Annotated in this window: 19 protein-coding genes; all 19 read left to right on the top strand. The window is 67.8% G+C overall.

Annotated elements, in window-relative coordinates:
• Window positions 1-138: 138 nt before the first annotated feature.
• Window positions 139-471 (top strand): GrlR family regulatory protein, encoded by a 333-nt coding sequence (locus QE379_RS03575; RefSeq protein WP_306997901.1) that lies wholly within the window; start codon window positions 139-141, stop codon window positions 469-471.
• Between the two features lie 169 nt (window positions 472-640).
• Entirely contained in the window at window positions 641-1,594 is a 954-nt protein-coding gene (locus tag QE379_RS03570) for a hypothetical protein (RefSeq protein ID WP_306997899.1), read from the top strand.
• A 42-nt stretch (window positions 1,595-1,636) separates the two neighbouring features.
• Window positions 1,637-2,017: a hypothetical protein gene (locus tag QE379_RS03565; protein WP_306997898.1), complete on the top strand. Its 381-nt coding sequence runs from the start codon at window positions 1,637-1,639 to the stop codon at window positions 2,015-2,017.
• A gap of 48 nt (window positions 2,018-2,065) precedes the next feature.
• Window positions 2,066-2,998, top strand: coding sequence for a capsid protein (locus QE379_RS03560; RefSeq protein ID WP_306997896.1), 933 nt, complete (start codon window positions 2,066-2,068; stop codon window positions 2,996-2,998).
• A 52-nt stretch (window positions 2,999-3,050) separates the two neighbouring features.
• Window positions 3,051-3,422: a hypothetical protein gene (locus QE379_RS03555; RefSeq protein WP_306997894.1), complete on the top strand. Its 372-nt coding sequence runs from the start codon at window positions 3,051-3,053 to the stop codon at window positions 3,420-3,422.
• Window positions 3,419-4,147: a DUF1320 domain-containing protein gene (locus QE379_RS03550; RefSeq protein WP_306997892.1), complete on the top strand. Its 729-nt coding sequence runs from the start codon at window positions 3,419-3,421 to the stop codon at window positions 4,145-4,147. Before QE379_RS03555 ends, QE379_RS03550 begins: the two co-directional genes overlap by 4 nt.
• The gene (locus QE379_RS03545; RefSeq protein WP_306997888.1) at window positions 4,147-4,632 is read left to right on the top strand and encodes a phage virion morphogenesis protein; all 486 of its coding nucleotides are present in this window, start codon (window positions 4,147-4,149) and stop codon (window positions 4,630-4,632) included. Before QE379_RS03550 ends, QE379_RS03545 begins: the two co-directional genes overlap by 1 nt.
• Entirely contained in the window at window positions 4,632-5,039 is a 408-nt protein-coding gene (locus QE379_RS03540; protein WP_306997887.1) for a hypothetical protein, read from the top strand. The genes QE379_RS03545 and QE379_RS03540 overlap by 1 nt, the downstream gene beginning before the upstream one ends.
• Before the next feature lie 37 nt (window positions 5,040-5,076).
• Window positions 5,077-6,573, top strand: a complete 1,497-nt coding sequence (locus QE379_RS03535; RefSeq protein WP_306997885.1) for a serine/threonine-protein kinase — start codon at window positions 5,077-5,079, stop codon at window positions 6,571-6,573.
• 139 nt (window positions 6,574-6,712) lie between these two features.
• Window positions 6,713-6,949, top strand: coding sequence for a hypothetical protein (locus tag QE379_RS03530; RefSeq protein WP_306997883.1), 237 nt, complete (start codon window positions 6,713-6,715; stop codon window positions 6,947-6,949).
• 2 nt (window positions 6,950-6,951) lie between these two features.
• The gene (locus tag QE379_RS03525) at window positions 6,952-7,890 is read left to right on the top strand and encodes a phage tail tube protein (RefSeq protein WP_306997881.1); all 939 of its coding nucleotides are present in this window, start codon (window positions 6,952-6,954) and stop codon (window positions 7,888-7,890) included.
• Between the two features lies 1 nt (window position 7,891).
• Window positions 7,892-8,344, top strand: coding sequence for a histidine kinase (locus tag QE379_RS03520; RefSeq protein WP_306997880.1), 453 nt, complete (start codon window positions 7,892-7,894; stop codon window positions 8,342-8,344).
• The gene (locus QE379_RS03515) at window positions 8,305-8,682 is read left to right on the top strand and encodes a DUF1799 domain-containing protein (RefSeq protein WP_307003067.1); all 378 of its coding nucleotides are present in this window, start codon (window positions 8,305-8,307) and stop codon (window positions 8,680-8,682) included. The genes QE379_RS03520 and QE379_RS03515 overlap by 40 nt, the downstream gene beginning before the upstream one ends.
• The gene (locus QE379_RS03510; RefSeq protein ID WP_306997878.1) at window positions 8,683-12,765 is read left to right on the top strand and encodes a hypothetical protein; all 4,083 of its coding nucleotides are present in this window, start codon (window positions 8,683-8,685) and stop codon (window positions 12,763-12,765) included.
• On the top strand, window positions 12,765-14,585 hold the full coding sequence (locus QE379_RS03505) for a hypothetical protein (RefSeq protein WP_306997876.1): 1,821 nt from the start codon (window positions 12,765-12,767) through the stop codon (window positions 14,583-14,585). The genes QE379_RS03510 and QE379_RS03505 overlap by 1 nt, the downstream gene beginning before the upstream one ends.
• A complete protein-coding gene (locus QE379_RS03500; RefSeq protein ID WP_306997874.1) occupies window positions 14,563-14,925 on the top strand; it encodes a hypothetical protein in 363 nt (120 codons plus the stop codon). The genes QE379_RS03505 and QE379_RS03500 overlap by 23 nt, the downstream gene beginning before the upstream one ends.
• A complete protein-coding gene (locus QE379_RS03495; RefSeq protein ID WP_306997872.1) occupies window positions 14,922-15,077 on the top strand; it encodes a hypothetical protein in 156 nt (51 codons plus the stop codon). Before QE379_RS03500 ends, QE379_RS03495 begins: the two co-directional genes overlap by 4 nt.
• Window positions 15,077-15,643, top strand: a complete 567-nt coding sequence (locus QE379_RS03490; RefSeq protein ID WP_306997870.1) for a hypothetical protein — start codon at window positions 15,077-15,079, stop codon at window positions 15,641-15,643. The genes QE379_RS03495 and QE379_RS03490 overlap by 1 nt, the downstream gene beginning before the upstream one ends.
• Entirely contained in the window at window positions 15,640-18,288 is a 2,649-nt protein-coding gene (locus QE379_RS03485) for a hypothetical protein (RefSeq protein ID WP_306997868.1), read from the top strand. The genes QE379_RS03490 and QE379_RS03485 overlap by 4 nt, the downstream gene beginning before the upstream one ends.
• Window positions 18,289-18,299 lie beyond the last annotated feature (11 nt).

The raw sequence follows: 18,299 nt of genomic DNA, 5'->3' as shown, positions 1-18,299 counted from the left end.
CAAAATGGGAATATTGGCCGGCCGAAGAACTCTCTACTGCAATCGATAGTATCTTTCAGGGCCGGTTGTAAGGCGATTTTGCCCAATTAGATTCCGCTGGCTCGCAGCATCGACGAGCCACCTGAACGGGAGGAATTCATGGCATTTGAATCTGGTTTGTACGCAATTCGATTTGTCACGCCGTTTGGTGGGGGTGCTGGAGTGGGGTATTTCCATAATGGACAATTGCGCGGCGGCGACAGCATGATGGCCTATGTCGGCACCTATCATGAGAGCAATGGTCGCATAACCGCCGATGTACGTTCCTATAAGCATACGTCGGTGCCGGGAATGGCTTCGGTGTTTGGGGTGGACGAGGTTGATATTCACCTCGAAGGCTCGGTGAGTGGCGACAATGCGACACTCACCGGCACAGCGCCCCAGGCCCCAGGCGTCAGGTTGCAGGTGTCGCTCCAGCGACTTCAGGATTGATCCCAGGCCGGGCCGTGCATAGTGGTGCACCGGCCCGGCCTCACTGAAGCCGCGAACGGCTGATCCCCTCGTGCCCCAGCGGCAGCCGACAATCCTCTAGAGAAATACGTGGTTCGGGGGGCGCTGGCGCAAGCCGCCCCGGCACCGCGCGCCGCTTATGTCGGCGGGCATGGCACCGCCCCCGATCAAGATCCTGCGTCCCGGCACCTTCACCGATATCCACGGTACGAAGGTCACCTTCGCCCAGTCCGACCTGGACGAGCTGATCGCCTCCTATGACGCGCAGAGCGATCCCGCGCCGCTGGTCGTCGGGCATCCGAAGATCGATGCGCCCGCCTTTGGCTGGGTCGGCAGGCTGGCGATGGAGGACGGCGTTCTGGTCGCCCACCCGTCCGAAGTCGCGCCCGCCTTCGCCGAGGCCGTCCAGGCCGGGCATTACCGCAAGATTTCCCCCCAGCTCTATCCGCCGTCGAGCCCCGCCAATCCCAAGCCGGGCCGCTGGTATCTCCAGCATGTGGGTTTCCTGGGCGGCGCGGCCCCGGCGATCAAGGGCCTGGGGACGGTCGCCTTTTCCGACGCTCCGGCGGGCGTCGTGACCCTTTCCATCGACGACGAGGACACCATGACTGACACCACGACGGAGGCGGTCGCCTTCGCCGAGCGCGCCGCCGCGCTGGACGATCGCGAGAATGCGATCAGGGCCCGCGAGGAGGAGCAGGCCCAGCGCGAGGCCGAACGGGCCCAGCGCGAAAGGGCCGATCGCCACGCCACCCATGTCGCCTTTGCCGAGGGGCTGATCGCCGACGTGAAGCTGGCCCCCGCCGGTCGCGACAAGGTGGTCGGCCTGCTCGACCTGCTCGACGCCAGCCAGCCCGTGTCGTTCGGCGAGGGCGACGCCAACCAGATGACCCCGGTCGCCGCCTTCATGTCGCTGTTCGACGGCGCGCAGCCGGTCATCGCCCTGGGCGAGGCCGCGCCCCGCGATCGCAAGCCCGCCGACGCGGCCAGGCCCGACGAGATCGCCCGCCGCGCCCGCGCCTATGCCGATGCCCAGGCCAAGGCGGGCAAGCCGATCACCATCCAGGCGGCGGTGCGTCACGTCAAAGCCCATCCCGACGCCTGACCGCGCGGACCCATCCCGACTTAACGACAGGAGCTAACGACCATGGCTGGCCGCACGGACGGACTGACCAAGAATTTTCGCGCCGGAGCGGCCATCGCCCCGTATCTCATCCTCAAATTCGGGGCCGACGACCAGACGTTGCTCCCCGCCGCCGGTCCCACCGACGACCTGATCGCGACCAGCACCGAACTGGCCGCCGTCCAGGGCGAGCGGTTCGACGCGGCGCTGGGCGGACTGCCCGAGGTGCGGCTGGGCGGCAATGTCGGGCGCGGTCGACCGATCACGTCCGATGCCCAGGGCCGCGCGGTCGAGGCCGCGCCCGCCGCCGGGGTGCGCGTCCGCATCATCGGCTTCTCGCTGGCGACCGGCGTGCTGGGCGACGTGGTCGCCTATCGCCCCGCGCCCGGCTTCATCACCGGCTGATCCCGCCCCTTTCAACCCGCCTTCACGACGCTTTCAGGACGCTTACCCATGGCCCAGTCGCCCTATCCGATCGATCCCGACCTCACCGCGATCGCCATCGCCTACAAGAACCAGAGCTACATCGCCGATATCGTGCTGCCCCGCATCACCGTGGGGAAACAGAACTTCACGTTCATGCAGTATGGCATCGACACGTTCTTCAACACGCCCGAAACCCTGATCGGTCGCCGCAGCCAGGCGAACCAGGTCACGATGGACGGCGTCGAAATCCCCGACGTGACCGAGGATCACGGCCTGGAGTCGCCCGTTCCCCAGGCCGACGTCAACAACGCGGACGAGCGGTACGACCCGCTGGGCAACGCATCGGCGCTGACCTCCGAACTGATCGAGATCCGGCGCGAGATCCGCGCGGCGTCGATCATCTTCAACCCGGCGACCTATGACCCGAACCTGCGCGTCACGCTGGCGACGACCGACGCGCTGGACAATCCGAACACGGATGCGGTCACGCTGATTTCGGACGCGCTCGACAAGCCGCTGCTCCGCCCCAACCAGATGACCTTCGGCCAGCGCGGCTGGACCAAGTTCCGCCGCAACGCGGGCGTCATCAAGGCCATTCGCGGCACGAACGGCGGCGGCCTCGTCACCCGCCAGGAAGTCGCCGAGCTGTTCGAGGTCAACGAGGTGGTCGTCGGCCAGGCGTTCGGCAACCAGGCGCGCAAGGGCCAGGCCGCGCAGATTTCGCGGCTGTGGGGCAACCATCTGGCGCTGACCTACAAGGCGCCGGTGCTGTCGCGCGAGACGCCGACCTTTGCGGGCACCTTCACCTGGGGCGACCGCGTGGCGTCGCAGCGCGAGCTGAAGCCGGGCGAAATGGGCCTGCGCGGCGGCACCGCGGTTCTGGTCGGCGAGAGCGTCAAGGAACGCGTGATCGCCGCCCAGGCGGGCTATTTCTTCGAGAACGCCTTCTCGGCGAACTGATCCCCCGGCGCGGGCGGCACCGCGTCCGCCCGCGCCCAACCCCGGAACCATCATGAGCTACCCCTACAAAGTCGCGCGGACCGTCATCTTCAAGGGCGAGGAATACGCGCCCGACACGCCGATCCGCTTCGACATGGACGATCGCGACGAGGAAGAGGCGTTCGACGGCCTGCTCGCCAGCGAGGCGATCCTGGACGATCCGGTCTTCGCCGAGACGATCCAGCTTCGCGAACAGGCCGCCGCCACGGCCAGCGGCGGTTCGCAGAACCCGCCGCCCGCCGACGACGCCCAGACGGTCCCCCTGTCCAAGCTGCGCAAGCCCGAACTGCTCGAACTGGCGGAGAAGGAACAGGTCGAGCTGCCGCAGGATCCGACCGTCCAGCAGATCATCGCCGCCATCGAGGCGAAGCGTGCGGCGGCATGATCGCCACGATCACCAAGCAGCCGGGCGAGACACTTCGCCCGGCTGTCGCCTTTTCCGGCAACGCTTCGATCGCCGCGATCCGCGCCGTGACCGTTACCGCACGGGGCCTCGTGCCCGGCGCGCCCGCGCTCGTCGCCAGCGCCACCGTCTCCGGCGGGGTGGTCACGCTGGCGCTGTCGGGCGGCGGCGACGGCGAACGCTATGCCGTCACGGTCCGCGCCGACGACCTGGGCGGCCAGACGCTGGAGAGCGAGATCGAGGTCGTCGTCCTCGAATCGAGCTGGGCGACGCCGGACGGCGGCGCGGGCTGGTTGCCGATCGCGGCGTTCGTCAAGCGCTTCACCCTGGACGAGGTGGTGCGGATGACCGACCTGGACGGTTCCGGCCGGATCGATCGCGACCTGCTGGTCGGCGCGCTGGTCGATGCCCAGGCGATCGCCGAGTCGCATATCGCCAGCCGCTACGCCCTGCCGCTGGCGACGGTGCCGCGCATCCTCGAAATGGCGGTGGGCGACCTCGCCCGTGCCCGGCTCTACCCGCGCGGCGCGCCGGAGGGGATCGCGGACCAGGCCAAGGCGGCGATGGCGCTTCTCGTCCGCATCCAGGACGGCAAGGCGACGCTCGGCCTTCCCGCCGCCGCCGCGCCGATCGAGACGGCCAGCGACACGCCGATCGTCATCGCCCCCGGTCGCCGCGCCTATCCGGACGGCCTGGACGGCTATTGATGGTGGATATCGCCTTCACGATCCGGGAGGACGTCACCGCCGCGATGAACCGGATGGCGGCGGCGGGCGCGGACATGACCATCGCCATGAAGGACATTGCCGGGCACCTCGCCGACACCACGCGCGAACGGTTCGAGACCGAGACCGACCCGACCGGCAGGAAGTGGACGCCGTCGCGCCGCGTGATCGAGCATGGCGGCAAGACACTGACCCTGTCCGGCGACCTGGGCAATTCGATCGCCGAGGACTGGGGCCCCGACTTCGCCGCCGCCGGGCCGGAGCGATCGGGGGGTGCGGGCGTGTACGCGCTGATCCACCAGACCGGCGGCGAGATCCGCCCGCGCGAGAAGAAGGCCCTGTCCTTCGGTGGCCGCATCGTTGCGAAGGTCATCATCCCCCGGCGTTCGTATCTCGGTTTCAACGATGTGAACGCGGATTACACGATCGGCGCGCTGGCGCGTCACCTGGGCTTCGGAGCCGCCTGATGCTGACCCTCAATCCCATCGTCGCGGCGCTACGCACGGGGTTCAAATCGGTGGAGGGCGTGCTGGAGGCGCCCGCCCAGTCGGACCTGCCCCGCGCGCTCCCCGCCCTGTTCGTCGTACCCGCCAGCGACGCCGCCGAACCGAATAGCCTGTCCGGCAAGCGCGACCAGCGGGTGACGTTCGACTTCTCCGTCCTCGTCACCGTCGCGGCCCGGATCGGCCAGGGACAGGTCTCCGACGAGCTGAAGACGGCGGAGGACCGCGTGATCGAGTTGGTCGTCGGCTGGACCCATCCCGACGCGTCCGGCCCGGTCGACTATGTCGGCGGGCGACTGGCGAATGTCAGCGCTGGCAGCGTGACGTGGGAGATTCGATTGCGGTGTGCGTATCGGTTGCGCAAAGCTTAAATTGCATCTTACATCTGCCTTCTAGGTTAAGGGGTTGATGATGCAGACTATCCGCCTTGAGCATGGTGAGTGGACATTCGATGACACAGACCCGCTAGGCCCACCTGGGGGATTCGGCGAGGTGTTTCGCGGCAATGGCGGCGGCCAAGACGTCGCAGTGAAGCGATTGAAGCTATCAGCGGGTGCAGCTTCTCATCGCGAACTAAAGATCGGAGCAGATTTAGCAGGGAAGTCTCACGATCATATCGTTCCAATTTTAGATTTTGGCCAAGATGCGGACAGTGATCGATACTTTTTGGTCATGCCAATCTGTGAGCTCAGTCTACAGCAAAAACTCCAAAGGGACGGACCCCTCGAACTCGATGAAGTTAAGCGCGCTGCCCATGATATAATATCTGGCTTGTTGGAGGTTAAACATATCGTTCATCGGGATCTGAAGCCAGGGAATGTCCTTTGGCATAACGGTCGGTGGAAGATTGCGGATTTTGGCATCGCAAAATTCGTGGAAGATGCAACGTCGCTAGAGAGTCTTCGTACATCGCTGACACCAGCTTATGCGGCCCCTGAGCAATTCAGAGGCGAGAGGCCGACAAACTCTACTGATATATACGCCCTTGGTTGTATCATTTATGCGATGCTCGCGGGGCAACCTCCCTTCATAGGGGACAGAGACGACGTCCAAGAAGCCCATCTGAATCGTGCCGCGCCGACGATACCTGGAAACGACACTAGACTAGCGGGCTTCGTAGCGACGATGTTGCGAAAATCCCCTGGATCTAGGCCATCCCTTGAAAGATGCGCTAGCGTAATCACGTCTGTGCAATCTGCCGCACCGTCCGCTTCAAGGGCCGCACTTGCTGCCGCCGGTCATGCCGTATCTCTGGAGGAAGCGGCTGCGGAGGCAGACCGTACGGCGAGACAAGCCGCGATCGAAGCTCGAACGAGCATGTTGACGGAAGCGCAAGGAGAAATTTCGGCGATTATCAAGAGGCTTTTCGACACGATCGAGATTGAAGCGGATACGGTGAAGCGAGGGTCGAGTTATATCACCCTGGGGCCTGCCACATTATCTTTTGAAGCGCCTCGCCCTCATTTCGGTGTTGCAGCCCCCCCGCCGGTCGACACCTACGGCCATGGTTGGGATATCGTCACAAACGCATACCTCACTCTGCGAGCCGACCGAGGCTTTGCCACTAACTATGATCCTGGACTGTACGTCTTCAGTGTAAGCTTGGTTTACTGCAAGACTGACACGGATGCGGAATACCGCTGGCGTGAAATTTCATTCCATGAAATATTTTCGCACCGCGGCCATTCAGATCAGCCGTTCTATTTGAATCCTTTTGAAAGGGATTTCAGTTTAGCGATCTCACAGGTAATGGGGAAGCATCAGGTCGCTCATGGGCCTATCGTAATCGACAGCGAGGATGAAGGAAATTTTCAGGATCGTTGGCTGAATCTGTTTGCGAAAGCTGCCGACAGGAGGCTTTCTCCGCCAAGTACATTACCGCTTACTTCAAGTTTTTTCTCATGAAGCAGGGCGGTCAGGCCTGAGGGAGACCATAGCGCTTTCGGTCAAATAGACTTTTACATACGGGGGCACCAACGCAAGCCGCGCGCGCGCGTGAAATCCGGTTTGGTCATCGGCACAATCTCGCAAGGATCGCTGACCGATGGCCGCCGCGCCGAAATCCTCCCAGGCGAAAGCCACCCAACCCCGCCCGGTCGATGAGGCCGGGCGGACGCTCGACCGGTGGGGCCTGCCCCTGTCGGGGCCCGCACGCCTCGCCGCGCTGGACGGCAAGCCCGATCCCGCGCTCGCCGAGTCCGCCGACCAGCCTGCCGCCGAACCCGCCGCCCAGGGCGATGCCGGGTCCGCCGACGCCAACCCCGACACCGCGAAGGGCTGACCATGGTCGACGCCACCAAAGTCCTCTTCTTCAAGAAAGAGGCCACCTACGGCACCGATGCCGCGCCCACGGGTGCGGTCAACGCGGCGCTGACCCGCAACTTCGCCGCCAAGCCGGTCGTCGTCGACCGTATCCAGCGCAACCTGGATCGCCCGGTGCGCGGCAGCTCCAAGGATGCGCCGTCCAACGAACGCCAGACCTACAGCTATGAGCTGGAGCTGGCGGGCTCCGGCGCGGCGGGGACCGCCCCCGCCTGGATGGAGCATCTGGAGGCGTGCGGCATGGCCGCCCCCGTCCTGACCGCCAACACCAGCGCGGTGCAGCGGTTCGCCCCGATCGGCGCGGTCCTGTCGTCGGCGACGGCCTATCACTGGCACGGCAACCAGAAGCGCGTCGGCCTGGGCGGACGCGGGACCTTCGGCTGGGATTTCACCGCCGGGGCCTATCCGTTCATCAAGCTCGACATGACCGCGCTGCTCCCGGCGGCGAACGCGATCGTCGACGCGGCCCCCGGCACCGTGGCGTTCGACCAGTGGAAGGACCCGGTCGAGATCAACACCGCGAACACCGACTTCCTGCTCGACAGCTATGCGGTCAACCTGCGCAGCTTCACGGGCGAGGCGAATGCGGAGATCACCCCGCGCAACCTCGTCGGCGTGAACTACATCAACCGGGGCAATCACGGCCTGACCTGCCGCGTGCTGGCCGAGTGCCCGACGATCGGCGCCAAGGATTATTTCGGTCGCCTGCGCAAGGGCGATGAAATCCCCGTGCAGCTCGATCACGGCCTCGTCGCGGGCAACATCATCCAGTTCAAGTCGGATCACCTCCAGATCACCGATATCGAGCTGTCGGACGAGAACAACGTCCTGATGATCGCGATCACGGGCCGCATGAATGTCGGCACCACGCCCGACGACCTCATCATCACGGCGAAGTGACATGACCCAGCCCATCTATCGCATCGTCAAGCAGCCCCGCGCATGGTCGCCCGTCACCTTCCCCTGCGTGATGGAGGACGGCTCGGTCGTCGAATTCTCGATCGAGATGCGGTTCCGCCTGCTCAAGGTCGATGCCGCCGCCGCCTTCGTCGCCGAGGTCGTCCGCGTCCGGGGCCTGGAGGACGAACCGGGCGTCGACCAGGCGCAGCTTTACACCGAACTGGTCGCCCAGATCGCGACCGACTGGCGCGGCGTCCATGCCGAGAATGGCGACCCGCTTCCCTTCGACGTGCCCGAAGGCTGGGCGACCGACCTGGACGGGGAGGGCAAGCGCAAGCCGCTGGTCGCGCCCAACCTGCGCAGCCTGATGAACGAGGGCGGCATGTTCATCCACATCTTCGACGCCTTCCGTGCCTGCCTCGCCGGTCAGCCCAAGGCCCGCGCGGGAAACTGAAGGCCGTCGCGAGCCTGTGGGCCAGGGGTCGCGGCGGCGGGAAACCGGCGGACGATGCGGCAACCAGCAGCGCCGCCGCCGCGATCGCCGCGATCGAGGCGCGCCGTGCCGCCGGTCGGCGCGACGACACGGTCGAAATCGGCCCGGACGAGGTGGATGTGGTCACGCTGTTCATGGCGCTGACCAGCCAGTGGCGCTTCCATGCGATGGGCGGGCGGCTGGGGCTGGATTACGCCGCCGTCCGCCCGACCGCCGACATGCTGTCGATCGCCGTCTCGCCCGACCTGTTCCTTGACCTGCAAATGATGGAGCGCGCGGCCCTGACCGCGCTGGCGTAAATGAATCGCGACCTGATCGTCTCTGTCCGGCTGAAGGCCGATGGCTCCGGCCTTGTCGGCACCGCCAGGGAAAGCGCCGCCGCGATCGCCGGGATCGGCACGGCGGCGGAGGGTGCGGCGGTGCAGGCCCGCGCGCTGGTCACCGCCATCGGCGAGGCGTCGCGCGCCGCCGGGATCGGATCGACGGGCCGGGAGGCTTCGGCGGCGCTGGAGGCGACCGCCCGGTCCTCGACCAGCGCGGGCGGCTCGGCGCGCCAGGCGGCGGCGGCGCTGGGCCAGTTGACCGACCGCTCGCGCGCGGCGGCATCGGGCGCGGACGAACTGGCGGCGGCGGCGGACCGCGTCACCCGCGCCCAGGCCAGGACCGCGTCCCAGGCGGCGGACGCCGCGCGTGCGACCGTCGAGCTGGCGCGGGCGGAGCGCGACGCCGCGCGCGAGGCGGTGGCGGCGGCGGAAACCCGCGTCGGCAAGGCGCGCGGACGGATCGAGCTGACCCCGGACAATCCGACGATCACCCTGTCGCCGGGCGGCGGTGGTAGCGCGGGCAACGACCGCGAACTGGCGACCGCCACCGCCGAGCTGGCCCAGGCGCGCCAGCGTGCCCAGGCGGCGGAAGCGGCTTATGCGCAAAGCCTTCGCGACAGCACCCAGGCATCGACCGCTGCGCACACCGCCACGACCGCGCTGGCGACCCAGTCGCAGGCGGGCGCGGCGGACACCGGTCAGCTTGCCCAGGCGCTCGAGCGGGTGTCGTCGGAGGCGACCGCCACCGCCCGGGCGACGCGCGCCCAGGCGGACAGCGCCGCCGACGCGTCCGACGCCACCCGCCAGCAGGCCAGCGCCGCCGAAACCCTGACCGACGCGACCGACAGCCAGACCGCCGCGACCGGTCGCCAGACCCAGTCGCGCGCCCAGGCCGGGCGCGAGGCGACCGAGCTGGCGGCGGCGGAAGCCCGGCTGGCGGGCGCGACCAACGAAACCGAGCGCGAGGAAGCCGCCGCCGCGATCGCCGCGATCAAGCTCGCCCAGGCCCAGCGCGAAGCCGCCCGCCGCACGGCGGAAGCCGAAGCGGAGACTCGCCGCCATGCCTTCGGCCTGCGGAATGCGGGCCAGCAGGTCGGCGACTTCGGGTTGCAGATCGCCAGCGGTGCCAATCCGATCACCGCCTTCAGCCAGCAGATCGGCCAGCTCGGCTATGCCATGTCCGAAATGGGCGGCACGGCGGGCAAGGTCGGCGCGTTCCTGACCGGGCCCTGGGGCATCGGCATCACCGTCGCGACGGCGGTGCTGCTGCCCTTCGTCGCCGAGCTGTTCAAGGCGGAGGAGGCCGCCGAGGCCGCCAAGCTGGGCGCGGACGGACTGGCCGAGGCGCAGAGCGTGCTGGGCGGCATGTTCGACCTGACCACCGGCAAGCTGAAGAAACAGAACGAGCTGCTGATCCTCAACGCCCGGCTGACCGCGATCAACCTGCGCGGCGAGGCGGCGCAGGCGCGGGCCAGCGCGCGCGAGGCGTTCGGCAATGTCGATGGCATTTCGGCGGAGGGTCGGCTGCGCGGCGCGCTGGAGGGCAACGGGCCCGCCGGGCATGTCGCGGGGGCCATTGTCGGCTCGGATCGCGCGCAGCAGAATGCCCGCAACCTGCGCTCGGTCGTCTCCGACCTCGATGCCGGGCGGGTCACGCCGGAAGCGGTGCTTCGCGCGACGGAAAAACTCGACTTCACCGGCCTGAAGGTATCGCGCGAGGAATTCCAGAAGGCGATCATCGACCGCACGTCGTCGACCGCGAAGGAGCAGATCGCCGACCTGATCGACAAGTCGCTGGACGACAAGCAACTGGCGGGCGCGCTGCGGCGCGAGGGGCGCGACAAGAAGCCGGAGAAGCCCAAGTCGACCGAGGCGCGCGACGAGTTCGGGCGCGACGCCGCCGCGCGGGTCGCCGGAATCATGGACCAGTTCGACCGGACGCCGCCCGCCGTCCGGCAGGCCAATGCCGCGCTCCGCCAGCTCGACGATATCATGGACGACCTGGAGCGAAAGAAGCCGCCCCAGTTCGAGACGACGATCGCCCAGGCCAAGGAAGCCAGGCTGGTCGTCGCGGAGGGGCTGAACCGCCCGATCGCCGATTTCGTCGAGGGGCAGCGCCAGGCGTTCGAGGTCGGCCAGGAATTGCTGTCGGGCCACCACGACCAGGCCGAGGCGCTGCGCGTGATCCAGCAACTGGAACGCCAGCGCGGCCCGCTGAACGAGGAGCAGAAGGAAGCGGTCCTCGCCGCCACCCAGGCGCTGACCGCGCAGGAACGCCAGCTCGACCGGATGCTCCAGCGCCAGCGCATCTATCTGGCCGGGATCGCCGATATCCGAGGCCTGCTGACCGCGACGATTTCGGGCGACTCCGGGCTGGACAAGCTGCCCGAGCGCATCCTGCAATCCTTCGCCCGCGTCTCGGCGGAAAAGCTGGTCGATGACTGGTTCGGCGACATGTTCCAGTCGCTGGAGGATCAGGCGACCGGGACCCGCGTGGTCGAGGACGCGTCCGTGCGCATGGCGGACGCGGTCGATATCGTCACCGCGCGAACCGGGCAGGCCAGCACCGCGCTGGAGACGCTGACCCGTGCCGCCAACGGCGCGGCGGGGGCGGTGCAGAAGGGCGCGCCCCAGCCGGGGGCCAAGGCGCCCGCCGACCAGCCCGCCGGGGGCAGCGGCGACGTGACGGTCACCGCGCCGCGCCGCCGCACCTCCAGCCCGCAGGAATTGTTCGAGGGCGCGATCGGCGGGGTCGCGACGAAGATCACCGGGCTGTTCACCAATGACGACACCGCGTCGAAGATCGGCAAGTCGCTGGGCAAGTTCGCGGGCAAGGGGCTGGCGGGCGCGTTCGAGGGGCAGGCCGCCTCGTCCTTCGCCAACCTCGTCGGGATCAAGACCAACGCGACCGGCAGCGCGATCGGGGGCGCGATCGGCGGGCTGACCGGCATTCCGGGTGCCGGGGCCGTGCTGGGCGTGGCGGGCGGGATCATCGGCAAGCTGTTCGAGGGCGTGAAGTCCGGGCGCGCCACGATCCGCTCGGTCGACGGCTCGGCCGAGCTGGGCGGCGACGAGAAGATCCGCGACGCGCTGTCGGGCACCGCCAAGAACGTTCAGTCCGGTATCCAGCGGATCGCCGACGCCCTGGGCGCGGACGTGGGCAGCTTCAACGTCTCGATCGGCAAGCGCGAGGATTATTACCGCGTCGACGGATCGGGCAGCTCGCGCGTCGATGCCAAGCATCCCGGCTCCGGCCTGCTCTACAACGGCACGGACGAGTCGGCGGCGATCGAGATCGCGATCCGCGACGCGCTGGCGGACGGTGCGATCCAGGGCGTGTCCCCGGCGGTTGCAAAGGCGTTGCAACGCCCCGGCACGCTCGACCGCGCGGTCGCCGAGGCGGTGAAGGTCACCGACCTGGAGAAGCGGCTGGGCGGGCTGACCGGCCAGCTCAAATCGGTGTTCGACAGTTTCGACCGGACGGCGGCGGACCGGGTGCGCATCGCCAAGGCCTATGGTCTCGACCTGCTCCAGGTCGAGAAGCTGAACGCCGAGGAACGGTCCAAGCTGCTCGAAGACACGCTGAAATCGCGGGTCGGCAGCCTGAAGGACCTGCTGGAAAGCCTGACCTCCGGCGACCTGTTCGAGGGATCGGCAGTCGATCGCCGCGACGCGCTGCTCAAGGATATCGCCGCCGCGCGCGCCGATGCCGAGGCGGGCAAGGACGGCGCGGCGGACCGGGTCGCGCAGCTTTACCGCCAGTTGCTGGCGACGACGAAGGACAGCTTCGGCAGCGGGGCGGAGCTGGCGGCGGACAGGAACGCGGCGGACGAGGCGGCGCGCTCGCTGATCGCGGTGGAGACCAACCGCGTGAACAGCGCGGCGGGCGTCCAGGCCGCGCAGACCGCCGCGATCCAGACCGGCAACGCGCTGACCGGGCAGGTCGTCGCCGCGACCGAGGAGACCAACGCCCTGCTCCGCGTCCTGATCGCCCAGGGCAAGGACGGATCGCGCTCGGTCGAGCCCGACCTGTCGCTGCTCGAACGGGATTATCGCTGATGAAGACGGTCATCGTCGAGGCCCGCCCGACCGACGCGACCGGAGCCCCGGTGGACGTCCGCCTCGCGGGCGGCGGGCGGTCGCATTATCTTTTCAAGGGGCTGGCCGACTGGCGCGCGGGCGTGGTCAGCCCGCCGCGCATCCAGTCGGCGCTGGGCTTCGACAAGGACGGCTTTACCGGCGGCGCGATCGCGCAAGGCTCGGCGGTCGGCTTCGCGCCCGCCATGGCGTCGACCCGTGCGCTGATCGCCGGGCTGGTCTGGGCCGATGCGCCGATCACCGTGTCGGTGGGCGACGACGGCGCGGGCGAGCCCGTCTGGACGCCGATGCTGGTCGGCACGGTCGCGGGCTATTCCTACGGCAACGGGCGGTTCGTCTTTACCCTGTCGGACATGGCGGGCCGCCTGGGCGAGCCGCTGGCGAAGGACAGCTTCGCCGGGACCGGCGGCATCGAGGGCGACGCGGCGGCGAAGGGCCGGATCAAGCGGCGGAGCTGGGGCCGGTGCTGGAATGTCGAGGGGCGGCTGCTGCTCGCCGCCTGGAACATCTACGAGTTCGGCGACCCCGCCCGTCCGCTGGCGGCGTTCGACGTGGTCAAGGAAAAGGGGCGCGGGGTGGTGCGCGTGGAGGTCGCCTGGGCCGGGTCGATCGCCGCCACGCTCGACGCGCTGAAGGCGGCCAGCGTGCCGGACGGCGGGTGCGTCGTCGCCCCCTCCATCGCGTGCGTGAAATTCTGGACCCAGCCCTCCACCCTGACCGCCGACCTGCGCGGCGAGATCGGCGACGGCTATGTCGAGACGGTGCCGGAAATCGCTGCGCGGATCGCGGCGGCGGCGGAGGGCCCCGCGATCGCCGGGCTGGCCGATGCGATCGCGATCCGCCCGCACCCCGCCGGGCTGCACGTCTCGGAAGCGGGGGAGACGCCCGCCAAGATGCTCGACCGGCTGACCCTTCGCGCCTCGTTGGCCTGGAGCGTGGGCGGCGACCGGCTGATCCGGCTGCGGCCCATCGCCTTTGCCGATCCGGTCGAGACGGTCCGGTTCGAGGACGTCGAGCGCCGCGCCAGCTACGCCCCGATCGCGAACGTCAAGGTCGGCTGGCAGAAGAACCACCGCGTCCACAGCGATGCGGAAATCAGCGCGGCGGTGCTGGCGTCCGACCTCGTCTATGCGGACGGGACGACGGGCGAGGCGCTGAAACCGGCGGAACCCGGCGCGACCGCCGGGGCCCCGGCGGGGACGACGATCGGCGGCGTCCGCCAGCCGGACGGCAGTTATGTCGGGGGCAAGCTGGCGAAGCAGGTCCTCACCGACATACTGACCAATGCCGGAAACACGGCGGACCTGGCCGGGAATATCGGCGCGTACAAATTGTTGATCGACGGGCTGGCGCGCGCGCCGGACGGCAGTTCGCTGGTCGAGATGGTCGAGCAGATCGGCATCAAGACCGAACAGAACGACCTGTTCATCAAGAACCTCCAGCGCCTCGATCCCGCCACCGGCACGGCCTTGGCGATGTGGTCGGTGGGGGCGAACGGCGTTGTCAGTGCGATTTCCCAGCTTGCGGGACCGGCGGGCAGCGTCGTCGGCATCTACAGCGATGTCTTCGTCCTCTGGGACCGCAATGGCGGCGGCCAGCCGATCGAGGTCTTCCGATATGGGGACGGCAAGCTCCGCATGTACGACGTCGAGGTCGACACGCTGAAGGCCAAGTCGATCGATACGCCAGCGCTGGCCGACTATGCGATCCGACGCGGCTACACCGCCGAGCTGGCGAGCAACGTGGCGCTCCCCGCCAATGATGGCGGGCGGGTGCGATAATCTGACGCTGGGCGTCACCAAGCAGCGCGCCGACAGCAGCATCCGCCTGGAGTGCAACATGGCACCCCGACCAGGCCGGGACTATGCGGGCTATTTCGTCTTCGGGCGGACCACCGATGGCGTGGACACCGTCATGGACACCAAATGGTATTGGGTCGCGTCCTGCGTCATCAACGGTTTCCGTTCCGTGCGGAGCCCCTTTTACTATGGCCGCGCCTTTGCCGGTCTACCGGTCGGCGCGCACAGCTTCTGGATTGATTTCGTCGCCTATGGCGGCGGCAACGACCAGGGCTTCATGGAAGCCGGGTCCAATTTCTACGTCGAAGAGATAAAAGCATGATGGTCCTGATCGTGATCTTCGGCCCGGACGGCGCGCGCCTGCGCAAGGTCCTGTGCCCCCGCGAGGATATCGCGGCCCAGCTTGCCCCCGGTGAGACCTATGAAGAGGTGGACCCGCTGGTCGACGGCTTCGGCATGACGGAGCCGGAGTGATGGAGCCCGAACTTTCGGCCCAGATCGTCAGCTTCATCGCGCGGGCGAACGACACGCTCCAGGACGTGCACGACTGGTCGACCGGCACGGCGACCGGCGGGCCGGGCGAGGACGGCCTCTACCCGATCCGCAATCTGTCGGGGCAGTCCAACCTTGCCTTGTCACCGGCGGGCGTCGCGGCGCGGATGCCGACCGGCCAGCCGTTCGACTGGCTATTCGAGTGCTACGCCACCCGTGAGATGGTCCGGGTCGCCACGGGCCTGTCGCCGCAGCGCGCGCCGCGTGCCCTGATCCTGTCGGAAATCCGGGTGTCCGTGGACGCGGCGGATGTGTCCCCGTCGCAGACCTATGGCCTGCGGATGAACGTCCGGGTCAATGGCGCGTCCATTCTGTCGTCGCCGGTGCGCATCCTGCCCGGCCAGCTATCGAGCAAGGCGGAGGGCACCCCGCAACCCGTCATCGCGACGCCACGGATCCCCGACGACGCGCTGGTGACCTGGGATGTCGAGTTGGAGGGCTCGGGCGCACAGGGCCTGAAGGGCTATCTCAAGGGGCATTACGAATGATCCTTCAGAACCGAAAGGCGCGCATCCCGCTGCGCGCCAACTTCGTCACGGGCGACTATCAGGCGAACAACGCCTCGTTCACGTCCGTCATGTCGATGAAGGAAATCGCAATTTCGGGGCCGGGCGGCGTGTCGGCGGCACTGTCCGGCGCGTTATATGTCGCCGCCGCCGGGCAACCCCGGATCATCCCCGGCTTCGGTTTCCTGCGCGAACCGGCGGCCAGGAACATGGTGTCCATGCGCAACGCCGCGCCGATCGACATTAGCGGGTGGACGCTGCTCAACAGCCGACCGAGTGGCGCGTCAGCGGCCCTTGTCGACGATACCGACAGCCTCCGGTTTGCCCGCACGCCTGACGGCAGCGAGTATATTTTCAAGGCGTTGCTGGATAGCGGCGACATGAACGGCAATGTCGTCGAGTTCTACAATCCCAGCACGACGACCGACTTTGCCATTCCGTTCTTCAGCGCGGGGGCGGGCGCGCAGGTGGCATCGAGCGTCTACGCCAAATGCATCACCGGGGCCTGCTATCTGACCGTCACGGGCGGCGGCGGTTCGACGCCCGACTTCTTCGGCGGATCATGGACCCGGATAGGCCGCGTGCATACGGCCACCGCCACGGGTGGACAGGGCCGCCTTGTGGTGCGGGCGGGCGGCCGGGTCCGCGTCATTCTCGCCCAAGTCGAAACGGACGTCATCACCAGCCCCATCATCACGCTCGGCCAGCCCGCCGCGCGTGGCGACGACTTTCTGGAGGTGCGCGGGCGCAACCTGTTCGATCGGCCGCATACGATCGTCGTCGAGGCGGAGATCGCGGCGCAGAACAATATCGAGCGCACGTTCATGCAGCTCGGCAACCCGAATGGCGAAGTGATGACGGTGGCGCGCACCACCGACCACGCGCTGACCGGATCGCAATGGAACAGCTTCAAGAAGCCCTGCGTGCCCCGGCTTTTCGGCCCCGGCAAGGTCCGCATCGCGCACCGGATCGGCACGCGCGGCCAGACGATCGCGGCGGCGGGCCTTGCCGCCCATGCGCCGTTCCTTGAGCCGCCGTCCCGCCTCGATCGCTTGGCGGTGGGCGCGCGGCTGGACGGGTCGCTGCCCATGTCCGGGTGGATACGGTCGATCGAGATCATCGAAGAGGTCGGCGACGACGATCTTGAGGCGCTGGTCGCGAACGACAACGACGCTTTCCTGGGCGAAACCCGCCGCTACGTCAGCCCGAGGGGCGACGACAGCAACGACGGGCGGACGCCGCAAACCGCCTGGAAGACGCTCGCCAAGACGGCCGACGGAACGCAGTTCTGGCCGGGCACCCATTTCTTCCTGGAACGGGGCGGATCGTGGTCGGAGACGCTGCGGCCCGGCAACCGCTGCACATACCGCGCATATGGCAACGGAGCCGCGCCCAAGGTCGGCATCGGCCAGTTGTTCGCCGTGGATGAGAACGGCGCGAGCGACTGGCGGGTCATGGGGCTGCACCTGACCGGCGCGACGCAGCGCGGCGTCAACGCCTATGGCGGCTACGGCATCATGCTGGTCGACTGCGAGGTGTCGGGCAACGGCTCCCGCACCGACAATAATTCGATCGGCATCGCGATACGCGGCAATACCCGCAAGGCGGAGTCGGTGCTGGTGTCAGCGCCGTCCGGCGTGGAGGTACAGTCCTACGCGATCAGCGAGGCGGTGCTGACCGGCATCGTTCGGATCGAATGCACGACCGGCGGGACAGGATCGGCGACGCGCTGGCGGGTGCGGCGGCCTGACGGCACGTTGCTGGCCGGGACGGCGAGCGGCGGCGTGGCCTTCAGCCAGAACGGCATATCGTTCACGTTGACCGGCACCGCGAGCGTCGGTGACGTGGTCGAAATCCGCAACAAGCCCTTCAGCGAAATCGCGTTCCCCACCGCCGCCAACGCCGACGACGTGTGGATCGAGCGTTGTTATGTCCACGACAATATCGGCAAGGCGGCGGGCGACGCCATCTATATCGAGGGCATCGGCGGGATCGTCGCCGTCATCGGCTGCGACATCCCCCCGCCCGAGGGTGCGCAAGCCGACTGTATCCAGATCGGCCGCAACACCCATCTCTATGTGCGCAACCCTGCCCATGCGATTGTCCGCGCCAACCGCGTCGCGGCCTATACCGGCGGCGGTAAGGGCGCTATCGTGGTGCGCTCGGAGACGTGCCTGATCGAGGGCAACCGGGTCCGGGGGCACAATTTCTGCATCGCCGTCATGGCGAGCGGGCTCGTGAGGTGGAACTACTGCGAGCAGGCCGACCTCTATCCCTATAGCTGGGGCATCGGGCCGGGCGAAGATAATGACGTCGTCAGCCTGCACATTTACGGCAACACCATCGTCGGGTGCCGTCGCGGCATCTCTTCGTCGGGCAACGGCACTACGACCCTGACGCTCGACGGACGCATCGCCCGGCAGCAATATCGCAAGGACTTCGTCGCCAACGACAACGACATTCGCAACGCGGACGTCGCCATCTTCGTCGACCGCCCGACCAGTGGGCGGGTGCAGTTCAACCGGGCAAGCGGCGTCGCCCAGTTGCTCGACATTCGCACCGCCGCCTTGCCGCCCGGCGAGACGGAGTTGCGCACGACGCGGGCCTTTGTGAGCCAGGCGGCATGACCGGAGACCGA

The organism is Sphingomonas sp. SORGH_AS_0879 (assembly GCF_030819175.1).
Classification (GTDB): Bacteria; Pseudomonadota; Alphaproteobacteria; order Sphingomonadales; family Sphingomonadaceae; genus Sphingomonas.
The sequence above is the reverse complement of the archived record's forward strand: the minus strand, read 5'-3'. Positions and strand labels throughout refer to the sequence as shown.

What these genes read in the sequence shown, in the direction of transcription:
- QE379_RS03570 (WP_306997899.1), top strand. Translation starts at nt 641, where the DNA reads ATGGCACCGCCCCCGATCAAGATCCTGCGTCCCGGCACCTTCACCGAT.
- QE379_RS03505 (WP_306997876.1), top strand. Translation starts at nt 12,765, where the DNA reads ATGAAGACGGTCATCGTCGAGGCCCGCCCGACCGACGCGACCGGAGCC.
- QE379_RS03560 (WP_306997896.1), top strand. Translation starts at nt 2,066, where the DNA reads ATGGCCCAGTCGCCCTATCCGATCGATCCCGACCTCACCGCGATCGCC.
- QE379_RS03485 (WP_306997868.1), top strand. Translation starts at nt 15,640, where the DNA reads ATGATCCTTCAGAACCGAAAGGCGCGCATCCCGCTGCGCGCCAACTTC.
- QE379_RS03530 (WP_306997883.1), top strand. Translation starts at nt 6,713, where the DNA reads ATGGCCGCCGCGCCGAAATCCTCCCAGGCGAAAGCCACCCAACCCCGC.
- QE379_RS03565 (WP_306997898.1), top strand. Translation starts at nt 1,637, where the DNA reads ATGGCTGGCCGCACGGACGGACTGACCAAGAATTTTCGCGCCGGAGCG.
- QE379_RS03520 (WP_306997880.1), top strand. Translation starts at nt 7,892, where the DNA reads ATGACCCAGCCCATCTATCGCATCGTCAAGCAGCCCCGCGCATGGTCG.
- QE379_RS03550 (WP_306997892.1), top strand. Translation starts at nt 3,419, where the DNA reads ATGATCGCCACGATCACCAAGCAGCCGGGCGAGACACTTCGCCCGGCT.
- QE379_RS03555 (WP_306997894.1), top strand. Translation starts at nt 3,051, where the DNA reads ATGAGCTACCCCTACAAAGTCGCGCGGACCGTCATCTTCAAGGGCGAG.
- QE379_RS03495 (WP_306997872.1), top strand. Translation starts at nt 14,922, where the DNA reads ATGATGGTCCTGATCGTGATCTTCGGCCCGGACGGCGCGCGCCTGCGC.
- QE379_RS03510 (WP_306997878.1), top strand. Translation starts at nt 8,683, where the DNA reads ATGAATCGCGACCTGATCGTCTCTGTCCGGCTGAAGGCCGATGGCTCC.
- QE379_RS03535 (WP_306997885.1), top strand. Translation starts at nt 5,077, where the DNA reads ATGATGCAGACTATCCGCCTTGAGCATGGTGAGTGGACATTCGATGAC.
- QE379_RS03545 (WP_306997888.1), top strand. Translation starts at nt 4,147, where the DNA reads ATGGTGGATATCGCCTTCACGATCCGGGAGGACGTCACCGCCGCGATG.
- QE379_RS03525 (WP_306997881.1), top strand. Translation starts at nt 6,952, where the DNA reads ATGGTCGACGCCACCAAAGTCCTCTTCTTCAAGAAAGAGGCCACCTAC.
- QE379_RS03540 (WP_306997887.1), top strand. Translation starts at nt 4,632, where the DNA reads ATGCTGACCCTCAATCCCATCGTCGCGGCGCTACGCACGGGGTTCAAA.
- QE379_RS03575 (WP_306997901.1), top strand. Translation starts at nt 139, where the DNA reads ATGGCATTTGAATCTGGTTTGTACGCAATTCGATTTGTCACGCCGTTT.
- QE379_RS03500 (WP_306997874.1), top strand. Translation starts at nt 14,563, where the DNA reads ATGATGGCGGGCGGGTGCGATAATCTGACGCTGGGCGTCACCAAGCAG.
- QE379_RS03490 (WP_306997870.1), top strand. Translation starts at nt 15,077, where the DNA reads ATGGAGCCCGAACTTTCGGCCCAGATCGTCAGCTTCATCGCGCGGGCG.